The organism is Arsenicicoccus cauae (assembly GCF_009707125.1).
Taxonomy (GTDB): domain Bacteria; phylum Actinomycetota; class Actinomycetes; order Actinomycetales; family Dermatophilaceae; genus Arsenicicoccus; species Arsenicicoccus cauae.
In genome coordinates, this window is the sequence record NZ_WLVL01000003.1 from 55570 (window position 1) to 68211 (window position 12642).

10 protein-coding genes are annotated in these 12642 nt (G+C 72.1%); 5 read left to right on the forward strand and 5 right to left on the reverse strand.

Translation table 11 applies throughout. The features are described 5' to 3' along the window. Nucleotides 1-16 precede the first annotated feature (16 nt). Together GGG17_RS00840 and uvrA are read right to left on the reverse strand one after the other, a co-directional pair. Nucleotides 17-2203, reverse strand: a complete 2187-nt coding sequence (locus tag GGG17_RS00840; protein ID WP_154591915.1) for an SCO7613 C-terminal domain-containing membrane protein — start codon at nucleotides 2201-2203, stop codon at nucleotides 17-19. Between the two features lie 96 nt (nucleotides 2204-2299). Further along, on the reverse strand, nucleotides 2300-5398 hold the full coding sequence (uvrA, locus tag GGG17_RS00845; RefSeq protein ID WP_230082565.1) for an excinuclease ABC subunit UvrA: 3099 nt from the start codon (nucleotides 5396-5398) through the stop codon (nucleotides 2300-2302). Between the two features lie 117 nt (nucleotides 5399-5515). Here uvrA and GGG17_RS00850 point away from each other — a divergent pair, with 117 nt between their 5' ends. The 4 genes from GGG17_RS00850 (at nucleotide 5516) to GGG17_RS00865 (ending at nucleotide 9312) form a co-directional block, all read left to right on the forward strand. Then, nucleotides 5516-6259, forward strand: coding sequence for a maleylpyruvate isomerase family mycothiol-dependent enzyme (locus tag GGG17_RS00850; RefSeq protein WP_154591917.1), 744 nt, complete (start codon nucleotides 5516-5518; stop codon nucleotides 6257-6259). Then, the gene (locus GGG17_RS00855; RefSeq protein WP_311966326.1) at nucleotides 6256-6927 is read left to right on the forward strand and encodes an MBL fold metallo-hydrolase; all 672 of its coding nucleotides are present in this window, start codon (nucleotides 6256-6258) and stop codon (nucleotides 6925-6927) included. The genes GGG17_RS00850 and GGG17_RS00855 overlap by 4 nt, the downstream gene beginning before the upstream one ends. A gap of 99 nt (nucleotides 6928-7026) precedes the next feature. Next, complete coding sequence (tdh, locus tag GGG17_RS00860) at nucleotides 7027-8085, forward strand: L-threonine 3-dehydrogenase (RefSeq protein ID WP_154591918.1); 1059 nt, start codon at nucleotides 7027-7029, stop codon at nucleotides 8083-8085. Between the two features lie 21 nt (nucleotides 8086-8106). Continuing rightward, nucleotides 8107-9312, forward strand: a complete 1206-nt coding sequence (locus tag GGG17_RS00865; protein ID WP_154591919.1) for a glycine C-acetyltransferase — start codon at nucleotides 8107-8109, stop codon at nucleotides 9310-9312. Here the strand turns inward: GGG17_RS00865 and GGG17_RS00870 are convergent. Next, nucleotides 9309-10148 carry a serine hydrolase gene (locus GGG17_RS00870; RefSeq protein ID WP_154591920.1) on the reverse strand — a complete coding sequence of 280 codons (840 nt, stop codon included), beginning with the start codon at nucleotides 10146-10148 and terminating at the stop codon, nucleotides 9309-9311. The two genes, GGG17_RS00865 and GGG17_RS00870, sit on opposite strands and share 4 nt — an antisense overlap. 122 nt (nucleotides 10149-10270) lie before the next feature. On the opposite strand from GGG17_RS00870, the gene GGG17_RS00875 reads away from it, so the two are divergent. Then, on the forward strand, nucleotides 10271-11143 hold the full coding sequence (locus tag GGG17_RS00875; protein ID WP_154591921.1) for an EamA family transporter: 873 nt from the start codon (nucleotides 10271-10273) through the stop codon (nucleotides 11141-11143). Between the two features lie 54 nt (nucleotides 11144-11197). On the opposite strand, the gene GGG17_RS00880 is transcribed toward GGG17_RS00875, so the two are convergent. Both GGG17_RS00880 and GGG17_RS00885 read right to left on the reverse strand, forming a co-directional pair. Beyond that, nucleotides 11198-12187, reverse strand: coding sequence for a TerC family protein (locus GGG17_RS00880; protein WP_311966327.1), 990 nt, complete (start codon nucleotides 12185-12187; stop codon nucleotides 11198-11200). A gap of 203 nt (nucleotides 12188-12390) precedes the next feature. After that, nucleotides 12391-12633, reverse strand: coding sequence for an MmcQ/YjbR family DNA-binding protein (locus GGG17_RS00885; protein ID WP_311966328.1), 243 nt, complete (start codon nucleotides 12631-12633; stop codon nucleotides 12391-12393). Nucleotides 12634-12642: the final 9 nt, after the last annotated feature.

Genomic DNA, 12642 nt, shown 5'->3' on the forward strand with positions numbered 1-12642 from the left:
CGCCGGCTGATATCGCTCACCGCAGCGCAGCGGCATAGGACCTCACCCTCCGCAGCTCGGCGAGACGGGCCTCCCAGGTCACGCCGAGCCCGACCAGGACCCCGCCGCCGACCGCCAGCGGCAGCCACGGCGGCAGCAGGCTGACCACGGGAGCGCACAGGGCGAGGGCCAACGCCCCGGCCGCCGCGGCACCGACGTAGAGGTGGGCCGCGCGGCGGCGGCCCGCGCCGAGTGCGGTCAGCGCGACCGCCGCGACGATGCCCACGAGGGCGCGGACGGAGGTCGTGTCGTCGACCCCCATCATCGTGGTGGGGGCGAGCGCCACGGCCAGGGCCGGGACGGCCGCGTAGGAAGGGGTTCGCAGCGTCAGGGTCGCGGGCAGCGTCCAGGCGGCCAGGCAGGCCGCGGCCGTCAGGGTGTAGGCCTCCGGCACCGTGACGTCGGCCATGGCCAGGAGCAACCAGCAGGCCACGAGGAGCAGACCGGTCGCGACCATGCCGAGGGCCCGGCGTCGCCGCAGCAGGGACCATCCGGCGCACCCGGCCGCACCGACGAGCAGGACCGCCACCAGCCGCTCGGTGTGGCCGTGCGTCAGCAGCAGGGCGGCACCCCACCACACGCTCGCGGAGGGGTCAGGCCGGCGACGTCGCCCGTCGATGGCCCCACCCACCACGATGACGGCGGCGGCGACGGCCGCTCCGACGGCCGGGAGCCACCCGGCCGACAGCGCGACCATCGGCACCGAGGATCCGCCGGCACCGTTCCAGGCGCACCAGGGCACGACGAGAGTCGCGAGGACGGCGGTCTCGCCCTGGATCCCGAGGATCCGTCGCAGCTCTTGCCGCCCGGCGGGCCGGCGACCAGTCGCGTGCAGGAGCACCGTCAGGACCAACGCCGAGACCGGCCAGGTCCAGACCAGGGAGGACGGTTGCCGCACGGGGTGCGCGGCCTGCCACGCCCCGAGCGCCAGCCCGGGCACCACCCCGGACGCGGTGAGGAGCAGGCCCGGCGCGAGCGCGACGAGCGGCCGGACGTCGCCGGTCGCCCGCACCGCGACGGCACCGACGAGGCCCACGACGGCCACGAGCACCACGGAGGACCAGGCACCGTCCGCGACGGCCAGGTCGTCGGCGGCCACCAGCCACCACAGGGCGACCAGCGCGCCGGCCGCCGCGTCCAGCGCGAGCGCGACCCGCGACCAGGCCAGCGGCACGGCCGCGCGTGACGCGGTGACCAGGACGGTGGCGAGCCAGGGCAGCGGCCAGCCGGCCAGCAGCCCGGTGCCCAGGGCGTGCTCGGCCCGTGCGGCGAGGACGGCCTGCTCGACCAGCACCACCGTCATCACGCCGAGGACCAGCGCGGCGGACCACACGGAGACCGGGGCCGCGCGGGTCACCCGCGGCCGACGCGCCAGGAGATCGGCGAGCGCGGGGATCCCCAGGACGAGCACGACGGCCACCCAGGGACCATGGCGGTGCGCCTGCTCGACCAGGAGCAGACCGAGACCGCCCAGGCCGACGGCCCCCGCCGCGTCGGCGCTGCGCCACAGCACCCCGCGCCGCAGCCCCCGGTGCAGGCTCCCCCAGCCCACCGCGCAGAGGACGGCCAGACCGAGGGCGTGCACGACGCGCGGCTCCTCGGCGTGAGGCGCGGCAACGGCCAGGCCGATGAGGTGGAAGCCCGTCGCCAGCGCCCCCGCCGTCTCGGCGGAGCCCGGCAGCCCCCGACGGCGCAGGATCGGCGCGACCGCCAGGGCGCCCCCCGCGAGGCCCAGCATCACGACGAGACGGGCCTGCCACGGCAGGAGCATCCAGGTCACGAGGGCGAACACGCTGCCCGCTCCCAGCAGGCACAACGCGCCCACGAGGAGCAGGGTGCTGCGCACCGCCGAGTGACGCACGGGGTCTGCGGTCGGGGCGGCGGCGGGGGCCGTCCCCGCCACCGGCTCGGGCCCGGGCCCGAGCCGGTGATCGGCCCCCTGCGAGGCGGTCGGGTCAGGGTGGAGGGCGGTCGGGTCGGCGCGGAAGGCGGTCGGGTCGGCGACGAGGGCGTCCTTGGTGCGGTCCGCCTCGGACAGCAGCGTCGCGAGCCGACCGACCGTCGGGTGCGTCAGCCGCAGACGGCACCCGGGGCACCGGGTGACTGCGCTCGGGAGGTCGGCGCCGCAGACGGGGCACGACTGGGGGTCGAAGTACCTGGCCATGGCCCCATGCTGGCCAGCCCGCTCAGGGGGCGGCCAGAGTATCCCTACCCACGCGCCCGGTCACGGCGCGTGGGTGGAGCAGGGCAGGGCGCGGGATCAGGCCGAGCGCGATGCCGCCTTGCGCGGCGCAGCCTTCTTTGCGGTGGCCCTGCCCGTGGACGTCCCCTTGCCGGAGGTCGTCACCGCAGCCGCCTTGCCGGCGGACCTCGCGGCCTTCTTGGCCGCGCCCTTGGCGGGTCGCTCGACCGGCGCGGCCACAGAGACGTCGGACCGCTCGGTGGTCTTGGCCAGCACGGGTCGCAGGAACTGACCGGTGTAGGACCCCGAGACCTCGGCGACCTGCTCCGGCGTGCCCGTCGCGACGACCGTGCCGCCACGGTTGCCACCCTCGGGGCCCATGTCGACGATCCAGTCGGCGTTCTTGATGACATCGAGGTTGTGCTCGATCACCAGCACGGTGTTGCCCTTGTCGACCAGCCCCTGCAGCACCAGGAGGAGCTTGCGGATGTCCTCGAAGTGCAGGCCCGTGGTCGGCTCGTCGAGGACGTAGATGGTGCGGCCCGAGGAGCGCTTCTGCAGCTCCGCGGCCAGCTTGACGCGCTGCGCCTCCCCGCCGGACAGGGTCGTGGCGGGCTGTCCGAGGCGGACGTAGCCGAGGCCCACCTCGACGAGGGTCTTGAGGTGGCGCGAGATCGCGGGGACGGCCTCGAAGAAGGTGGCGGCCTCCTCGATGGGCATGTCCAGGACGTCGGCGATGGTCTTGCCCTTGTAGTGCACCTCGAGGGTCTCGCGGTTGTAGCGCGCCCCGTGGCACACCTCGCAGGGGACGTAGACGTCCGGGAGGAAGTTCATCTCGATCTTGATGGTGCCGTCGCCGTTGCAATTGTCGCAGCGACCACCCTTGACGTTGAACGAGAACCGTCCCGGCTGGTAGCCGCGGACCTTGGCCTCCGTGGTCTGCGCGAAGAGCTTGCGCATGTGGTCGAACACCCCGGTGTAGGTCGCCGGGTTGGACCGCGGCGTACGGCCGATCGGCGACTGGTCCACGTGCACGACCTTGTCGAGGTGCTCCAGCCCGGTGACGGTGCGGTGGCGTCCCGGCACCTGCCGGGCACCGTTGAGCTTGTTGGCGAGGACGGTGTAGAGGATGTCGTTGACCAGCGTGGACTTGCCGGAGCCGGACACCCCGGTCACGGCGACGAGGTTGCCGAGGGGGAAGGACACGTCCACCCCGTGCAGGTTGTGCTCCTTGGCGCCCACGACCGTCACCTCGCGGCCAGGCTCCTGCGGGCGGCGGACCGCGGGCATGGGGATCTCCCGCCGTCCCGACAGGTAGCGCCCCGTGAGGGACTCGTCGTTGGCGAGCAGGTCGTCCACCGACCCGCTGTGGACCACATGGCCGCCGTGCTCGCCGGCGCCGGGGCCGATGTCGACGACCCAGTCCGCGGTGGCGATGGTGTCCTCGTCGTGCTCGACGACGATGAGCGTGTTGCCGAGGTCCCGCAGCCGGGTCAGCGTCTCGATCAACCGGTGGTTGTCTCGCTGGTGCAGGCCGATGGATGGCTCGTCGAGGACGTAGAGCACGCCGACGAGGCCCGACCCGATCTGCGTGGCGAGGCGGATGCGCTGCGCCTCGCCACCGGACAGGGTGCCGGCGGGGCGGTCCAGCGAGAGGTAGTCGAGGCCGACGTCGAGCAGGAAGCCGAGCCGCGCGTGGATCTCCTTGATCACCCGCTCCGCGATCTGCTGCTCGCGGGCCGAGAGCTCCACGTCGCGCAGGAAGGCCGCGCACTCGTCGATGGGCAGGGCGCAGACCTCGGCGATCGACCGGCCCCCGAGCAGGATCGACAGGATCTCCGGCTTGAGGCGGGCCCCGTTGCAGGCCGGGCAGGGGATCTCGCGCATGTAGCCCTCGTAGCGCTCGCGCGACCACTCGGACTCCGTCTCGGCATGCCGCCGCCGGACGAAGGGCACCACGCCCTCGAAGCCGGTGGTGTAGGAACGGTCGCGGCCGTAGCGGTTGCGGTACTTGACGTGGACCTTGTAGTCCTGCCCGTGCAGCAGCGCCTCCCTGGCCCGCTCGGGCAGCGAGCGCCAGGGCACGTCCAGGCTGAACGACAGGTCCTTGGCCAGCGCGTCGATGACCCGCAGGAAGTAGTCCTGGGCCCCCGATCCCTGGGCCCAGGGCGCGATGGCGCCCTGGCGGATGCTCAGCTCGTCGTCCGGGACCAGCAGGTCCGGGTCGACCTCCAGCTCGGTGCCCAGACCGGTGCACTTGGGGCACGCGCCGAACGGCGAGTTGAACGAGAAGGACCGCGGCTCCACCTCGTCGATGGACAGGGGATGGTTGTTGGGGCAGGCCATCTTTTCGGAGAACCGCCGCTGCTGCGGGAGTGCCTGCCCGTCGTCGTCGACGTCGCCGTCCTTGACGTCGACGAAGTCCACGACCAGGATCCCGCCGGTGAGGCGCAGGGCGGTCTCGACCGAGTCCGTGAGCCTGCGCTTGCTGGTGGCGTCGTCCCCCTTGGCCACCAACCGGTCCACCACCACCTCGATGGTGTGCTTGCGCTGCTTCTCCAGCGTCGGCGGCTCGGTCAGCGACACCGTCTCCCCGTCGACCCTGGCCCGGGAGAAGCCCTTGGTCTGCAGCTCGGCGAACAGGTCCACGAACTCGCCCTTGCGGCCCTGCACGACCGGGGCCAGCACCTGGAAGCGGGTGCGCTCCGGCAGCGCGAGCAGCTGGTCGACGATCTGCTGAGGGGTCTGTCGGCCGACCGGCTCGCCGCACACGGGGCAGTGCGGGTGCCCGGCCCGGGCGAAGAGCAGCCGGAGGTAGTCGTACACCTCGGTGATCGTGCCCACCGTCGAGCGAGGGTTGCGGTTGGTCGACTTCTGGTCGATCGAGACCGCCGGGGACAGCCCCTCGATGAAGTCGACGTCAGGCTTGTCCATCTGACCGAGGAACTGACGGGCGTAGGCGGACAGGCTCTCGACGTAGCGACGCTGGCCCTCGGCGAAGATCGTGTCGAACGCCAGCGACGACTTGCCGGAGCCCGACAGCCCGGTGAAGACCACCAGGGAGTCGCGGGGCAGGTCGACGGAGACGTTGCGGAGGTTGTGCTCGCGTGCTCCACGGACGATCAGACGGTCGTGGGCGCGGCGAGGGGCGACAGAAGCATCAGGCACGACCGCCATGCTAGGTGCCACCACCGACATACCCCCTCCCTGACGCCTCGGCGCCTCGTCGCGGCGTCCGGGGGACGCTCGCACGCTGGCGGGCAGCTCTCCCCCGGCTCGTCTAGTCTTGTCCGTATGACGGACGCCCCGGCCCAGCAGCACGCCGCCGACCTCGCGCTGCTCCGGGTGGAGTCGGCGCGCGTGGTCGCCACCGTCGAGGCGCTGGGCGCGGACGGCATACGGCACCCGTCGATGTGCGAGGGCTGGACCAGGGCCCACGCGATCAGCCACCTCAGCGGCAACGCCCGGGCGATGCTCAACCTCGTGGCCACCGTCGAGGGCGACCCCACCCCGATGTATCCCTCGCGCGAGGAGCGGGACACCGACATCGAGCGCGGGGCCGCCGCGACCTACGAGACGCTGCTGGCCGAGCTGCGCGACACCTCGCAGCAGCTCGTCGACGCCCTCGCGGCCATGCCCGAGTCGGCGATGTCCCGGACCGCGCAGGCTGGCAACGACCCCGCCGCCATGACCGCGCTGACCGGCGCCGACCTGCCCGGCCACCGGCTGCGCGAGGTGGTGTGGCACCACGTCGACCTCGACGCGGGCTACACCTTCGCGGACGCCCCGGCCAAGGCCGTCGGCCGGTGGTTCGACGAGGCCGTCGACGACCTCCGCAGCGACCCGCGGTGTCCGCCCATGACGCTGCGCACCGACGAGCGCGACGTCGTCGCCATCGGCGACGGCCGGCCCACCGTCAGCGGTCCCCGGGCGGGGCTGCTCCTGTGGCTGGTCCGCGGCCGACCCGACCAGGTCACCGCCCCCTCCCCCGACCAGCTCCCCCACCTCTCCCCCGACCAGCAGGAGGACCTTCTGTGACCCACACCGACTACACCGGCGACGTCGCCCCCGGCGGCCCCAGCGACGTGCGGGAGCTGCCGCACCTGACCATCCGCAAGGCCGCGGTGTCGTCCATGCACAACAACGTCTACCTGCTCACCGACCGGGCCACCGGCCACCAGCTGCTCCTCGATGCCGCCGACGACGTCGGGCGCATCACCGCCCTCGTCGCCGAGGGCACGGGCCGGCTCGACCTGGTCGTCACGACCCACCAGCACTGGGACCACACGCGGGCGCTCAAGGACGTCGTCGAGGACACCGGCGTCGAGACCGCCGCCTCCGCGGCGGACGGGCGGGCCCTGCCGGTCCGGCCCGACCGCGAGCTCGCGCACGGCGACACGATCACCCTGGGCGAGAGCACCCTGAGGGTGATCGAGCTCCGCGGCCACACCCCCGGAGGGATCGCCCTCGCCTACGACGACCCCGAGGGCGACTCGCACCTGTTCACCGGTGACAGCCTGTTCCCCGGCGGCGTCGGCAACACCAAGAACCCCGGCCAGTCCTTCGACCAGCTCATCGACGACGTCGAGACGCGCATCTTCGGGGAGTACGACGACGCGGACTGGGTCTACCCGGGCCACGGGGGCGATACGACGCTCGGCGCGGAGCGCCCCAACCTCGACGAGTGGCGCGCCCGCGGCTGGTGACCTGCGTGGCCGCACCCCGCGTGGGGCCCGGCCCGCCCAGCCGTTAGATTTGGCGTCGTCCTCGGTTTTCGACGGAGAATCTCCCAAGGAAGTGTCCTCATGCGCGCGCTCGTCAAGCCCCACTCCGGCCCTGGTCTCGAGCTGAGAGAGGTCCCGGAGCCGCACGTCGGCCGCGGCGAGGTCAAGATCAAGGTGCTGCGGGCGGGGCTCTGCGGCACCGACCTGCACCTGGAGCAGTGGGACGAGTGGGCGGCCTCCATGGTGCGTCCGCCCATGACGCTCGGCCACGAGTTCTACGGCGAGATCGTCGACATCGCCGACGACGTCGTCACCGCCCACGGGTCCGGCAACCTGCAGGTGGGTCAGCGCTGCGCGGTCGAGGGGCACGTCGTGTGCGGCATGTGCCGCAACTGCCGAGCCGGCCGCCGGCACATGTGCCTCCACACCAGCAGCATCGGCATCAACCGGGACGGCGCCTTCGCCGACCACGTGGTCGTCCCCGCGAACAACGTCTGGGTGCAGCCCGACGACATCGACCCTGAGCTGGGGGCGCTGTTCGACCCCTTCGGCAACGCCACGCACACCGCGCTGCAGTTCCCCATGGTCGGGGAGGACGTCCTGATCACCGGCGCCGGGCCCATCGGGGTCATGGCCGCCGCGATCGCCCGGCACGCCGGCGCGCGCCACGTCGTGGTGACGGACCTCAGCGACTTCCGGCTCGAGCTGGCGTCCGGCGCCGGGGCGACGCGCGTGGTCAACGTGGGTCGCGAGTCCCTCGCCGACGTGCAGCGCGAGCTCGGCATGACCGAGGGCTTCGACCTCGGCCTGGAGATGTCGGGCGCGCCGGCGGCGATGAAGGCCATGATCGACAACTGCAACTTCGGCGCCAAGATCTCGATGCTGGGCCTGCCCACGGAGGGCTTCCCCGTCGACTGGGGCACCGTCATCACGCACATGCTCACGATCAAGGGCATCTACGGGCGCGAGATGTTCGAGACGTGGTACCACATGACCTTCATGCTGCAGACCAGCGCTGCCCTGCGCGACGCCGTGCGGTCGGTCATCACCCACCGGGTCGGGCTGGAGCAGTGGCCCGACGCCTGGGCGACGGCGCGCTCCGGCGAGTGCGGCAAGGTCGTCCTCGAGATCGCCGACTGACCGCGACACCTAGGAGATTCGATGTACGGCACGATCAAGGACGAGCTCGCCAGCACCCTGCAGGAGATCAAGGACGCGGGGCTGTGGAAGTCCGAGCGGCAGCTCACCAGCCCCCAGTCGGCGCACGTCACCACGAGCCGGGCGCAGGCCCTCAACTTCTGCGCCAACAACTACCTCGGCCTCGCGGACCACCCCGAGGTGGAGCGCGCCGCCGCGGAGGCACTGCGCGAGTGGGGCTTCGGCATGGCGAGCGTCCGCTTCATCTGCGGAACCCAGAGCCAGCACAAGGCCCTGGAGGGCGCGCTGTCGGACTTCCTGGGGACGGATGACACGATCCTCTACAGCTCCTGCTTCGACGCCAACGGCGGGGTCTTCGAGGTGCTCTTCGGCGCCGAGGACGCGATCATCAGCGACGAGCTCAACCACGCCTCCCTCATCGACGGCATCCGGCTCTCCAAGGCGATGCGGTTCCGGTACAAGAACGCCGACATGACCGACCTGCGGGCCCAGCTCGCGGCGGCGCACGAGCGGGGCGCCCGCCGCGTCGTCGTCGTCACCGACGGGGTCTTCTCGATGGATGGCTACCTCGCGCCGCTGCCCCAGATCTGCGATCTGGCCGAGGAGTTCGGCGCGATGGTCATGGTCGACGACTCGCACGCGGTCGGCTTCGTCGGGGACGGCGGCCGCGGCACCCCGGAGCACTTCGGCGTCATGGACCGGGTCGACATCCTGTCGGGCACGCTCGGCAAGGCCCTCGGCGGCGCCTCGGGCGGCTACATCAGTGCCCACCAGGAGATCGTGGACCTGCTGCGCCAGCGCTCGCGCCCCTACCTCTTCTCCAACGCGGTGGCCCCCTCGGTGGTCGCCGGGTCGCTCAAGGCTCTGGAGATCGCGCGCGGCTCGGCCGAGCCCCGCGAGGTGCTGCGCCGCAACGCCGAGCTCTTCCGTCGGCTGATGACGGAGGCGGGCTTCGAGCTCCTGCCAGGCGAGCATGCCATCATCCCCGTGATGTTCCCCGGCGAGGACGGCGCCCGCTCCGCGGGTCAGGTGGCCGACGCGATGCTCGAGCGCGGCGTCTACGTGATCCCGTTCAGCTACCCCGTCGTGCCGCAGGGGCGCGCTCGCATCCGGGTCCAGCTCTCCGCGGCGCACTCCGAGGACGACGTCCGGGCGTGCGTCGGGGCCTTCGTGGCGGCCAGGGACGAGGTGGGTGCGGCCCGGCACTAGCCGCCGACCCGCTCCTGCGGCCCGCCCGGGGCCAGGCAGCCGAGCACGGCCTCGCCCACCGCGGCGAGCGCCGGCAGGACGCTGACCGAGTAGTCCTGACCGTGCCGGTCGTCATACATCCCGGTCGCCGTCACCGCCACGGCAGCCCAGGCGCCACCGGTCTCGATCAGCGCCACGTCGTGCCGGATCCCCGGCAGGTCACCCGGCTTGGAGCCGCGCACCACGTCGTCGGGCAGCAGCGCCGTCACGCCGTACGCGTGCTGCTGCTCGGACAGCAGGGCCAGCGCGAGCGCCGTCTGCTGAGCACCGAGGGCCTGGCCCGCCCGCAGCACGGCGAGCAGCCCGGCCTGGTCGGCGGCCGTGGTGGTGTTGTCGCGGCCCTGGCTCGCCGACCGGCTGTCCATCAGGTCTCGCCGCACGTGGGTGTGCCGCAGGCCGAGCTCCAGACCGCAGCGGGTGACCCGGTCGTGCCCCAGCAGCCGCAGCAGCAGGTTGGCCGCGTCGTTGTCCGACAGCGTCACCATCAGGCGCAGCAGCTCCACGACGGACAGCTCGACCACCGAAGGCAGCAGGCTGAGCGCTCCCGCGCCGCCGACGCGGTCGTCGGGGATCCGCAGGGTCTGGTCCAGGCTCAGCCGCCCCGCCTCCACCTCACGCAACGTCGCCACCAGCACGAGCACCTTGACCAGGCTCGCGGCCGGCACCCCCCTGTTGGAGTCCCACCCGGCGAGGACGCCCTCGGGCCCGACCACCTGGATGCTCAGCCTCCCGGGGGCATGCCGGACGATGTCCTTGAGGTCACGCTGGAGGACCTGGCTCGCGTCGATCGGCTGCATGCAGGCAGTATGACGCGGGTGAGCGCCCACCACCTCGTCCGTCCCCGCGCGATCCGCGAGCACCTCGGCACGGCATACGTCGAGGACAGGCTCGAGGACCTCGGACGCCTGGGTCGGACCGAATGACGGCCCCCACCCGTCGCAGCACCCCGCTGCTGCTCGTGCTCGCGGCCATCGTGTCCGTCCAGCTCGGCGGCGCCCTGGCCGCCCTGCTGGTCCCGCTGATCGGGCCCACCGCCACCGTGGCCCTGCGGCTTGGGCTCGCCGTCCTGGTCCTGCTGGTGGTCGCGCGCCCCCGAGTCCGCGGGCACAGCCCCCAGGCGTGGTGGGCCGTCGTCGCCTTCGGCGTCAGCCTGGCCCTGATGAACTCCACCTTCTACGCGTCCCTCGCGCGCCTGCCCATCGGGGTCGCGGTCACCATCGAGTTCGTCGGCCCGCTGACGCTCTCGGCGGTCCTGTCCCGACGCGGGACTGACGCGCTGGCCGTCCTGGCCGCACTCGGAGGGATCGCCCTGATCTCCGGCGCCCTGACGGTGCCGTGGGCCGAGCTCGACCACGTGGGGATCGCGTTCGCCGCGTCCGCCGGCGCCTTCTGGGCGGCCTACATCGTGTGCAGCCAGCAGGTCGGGCGGCACTTCGCCCGGCTGGAGGGGCTCACCCTCGCCATGGTGGTGGCGGCGGTGCTGGTCATCCCCGTGGGCGCCGCCACCGTGGACGGCGATCGCCTGACGACCGCCGTCGTGGCCGGCGGCCTCGGCATCGCGCTCCTGTCCAGCGTGATCCCGTACTCCTTCGAGCTGCTTGCGCTGCGGCACCTCGACGCCCGGGTGTTCGGGGTGCTGCTGTCGCTCGAGCCCGCGACCGCGGCCCTGGCGGGTTTCCTCGTGCTGCACCAGACTCTCGACGGGCTGCAGCTGGTCGGCATGACGCTGGTGGTCGTGGCGAGCGCCATCGTCATGGGCACGAGCAGACCCCGGGCCGCCGACATCGGCTGACCCGGGGTCCAGAGCCCGGTCGCGGCCGTGGTGCTCACGGCCGAATGACGCCCGTCAGTGCTCCAGGCCCGCCCGCTCGTCCTTCTTGGACTTCCACAGGCTGGCGATCGTCGTGACGCCGAGGATCAGCACGATGGCGCCCAGGGACACGGCGATCGGGATCTCCGGAGCCCACTCGATGTGGTGGCCGCCGTTGATGAACGGCAGGGTGTTCTCGTGCATGGCGTGGAGGATGAGCTTGACCCCGATGAACGCCAGCAGGACCGCCAGTCCGAGACCCAGGTAGACGAGCCGCTTCAGCAGGCCGCCGATGAGGAAGTACAGCTGCCGCAGACCCATCAGCGCGAAGATGTTGGCCATCAGCACCAGGAAGGGCTCCTTGGTGAGCCCGAAGATGGCGGGGATCGAGTCGAGCGCGAAGAGCAGGTCCGTGGTGCCCAGCGCCAGGATCACCAGGAACATGGGCGTGATCACCCGCTTGCCGTCCACCTGGGCGAACATCTTGGGGCCGTGCCACTGGTCGGTGGCCGGGAACCGCCGGGTGACCCACTTGGTGAAGGCGTTCTCCTCGTACTCGTCGTCGTCGCTCTCGCCCTCGAACGCCAGCTTGACCGCCGTGTAGATGAGGAACGCGCCGAACAGGTAGAAGATCCAGGCGAACTGGTTGATGAGGGTGGCGCCCACCGCGATGAAGATGCCGCGCAGCACCAGCGCGATCATGATGCCCACCATCAGAGCGGTCTGCTGGAGCTTCTCCGGGACCGCGAACTTGCTCATGATGATCAAGAAGATGAACAGGTTGTCGATCGACAGGGAGTACTCCGTCAGCCAGCCGGCAAAGAACTGCAGGCCGTAGTCGTAGCCGGCGAAGTACCACACCCCGATGCCGAACAGGACGGCCGACCCGACGAAGAAGGCCAGGTGGCGCAGGCACTCCCTCATCGTGGGGGTGTGCGGGTTGCGCATCATGTGGATGACGTCGACGACCAGGAAGAGGACGGTGACGCCGACGGAGGCGATCCAGACCCAGGTGGGGATGTTCACGGTTGGACGAGGCCTTTCGGTGGGAGGGGGAGGCCATGCGTCGGAGGTCTCTCCCGCCCGAGGCGGACCGGCGCCCCGGGCACCTGGGACAGGGTCGTCCGTCCAGGTCCGTGCTGACGAGGCCACCGCGTTGGGGATACTCCCCTCCGTGGTCGATCGCGTGATTGTTTCACAGTCGCGGGTGTTCCTCGTGTCGTGCCCGCTCAGGCCGGGCGTCTGCTCCTCGGCAGGCCCGACACGACGCGGTCGTAGGACTCCTCCATCGCCTCGCGGATCTCGTCGGCGGGGATCCGGCCCCCCACGCGCAGGACGTTCCACCCGTGCCGGCCGATGTAGGCCGAGACCGAGGCGTCCTGCGGGTAGCGCCGGATCCACTCGTCGGCCTCGTCGCGCCAGGCGCCGGGCTTGGCCAGGCAGCAGCCGAGCAGGTCGGGGGTGGCCTCCACGCCCTCGCC

Excerpts from the sequence above, each read along its gene's own strand:
- GGG17_RS00840 (WP_154591915.1), bottom strand. The coding sequence starts at position 2,203 with ATGGCCAGGTACTTCGACCCCCAGTCGTGCCCCGTCTGCGGCGCCGAC.
- uvrA (WP_230082565.1), bottom strand. The coding sequence starts at position 5,398 with ATGGCGGTCGTGCCTGATGCTTCTGTCGCCCCTCGCCGCGCCCACGAC.
- GGG17_RS00850 (WP_154591917.1), top strand. The coding sequence starts at position 5,516 with ATGACGGACGCCCCGGCCCAGCAGCACGCCGCCGACCTCGCGCTGCTC.
- tdh (WP_154591918.1), top strand. The coding sequence starts at position 7,027 with ATGCGCGCGCTCGTCAAGCCCCACTCCGGCCCTGGTCTCGAGCTGAGA.
- GGG17_RS00865 (WP_154591919.1), top strand. The coding sequence starts at position 8,107 with ATGTACGGCACGATCAAGGACGAGCTCGCCAGCACCCTGCAGGAGATC.
- GGG17_RS00870 (WP_154591920.1), bottom strand. The coding sequence starts at position 10,148 with ATGCAGCCGATCGACGCGAGCCAGGTCCTCCAGCGTGACCTCAAGGAC.
- GGG17_RS00875 (WP_154591921.1), top strand. The coding sequence starts at position 10,271 with ATGACGGCCCCCACCCGTCGCAGCACCCCGCTGCTGCTCGTGCTCGCG.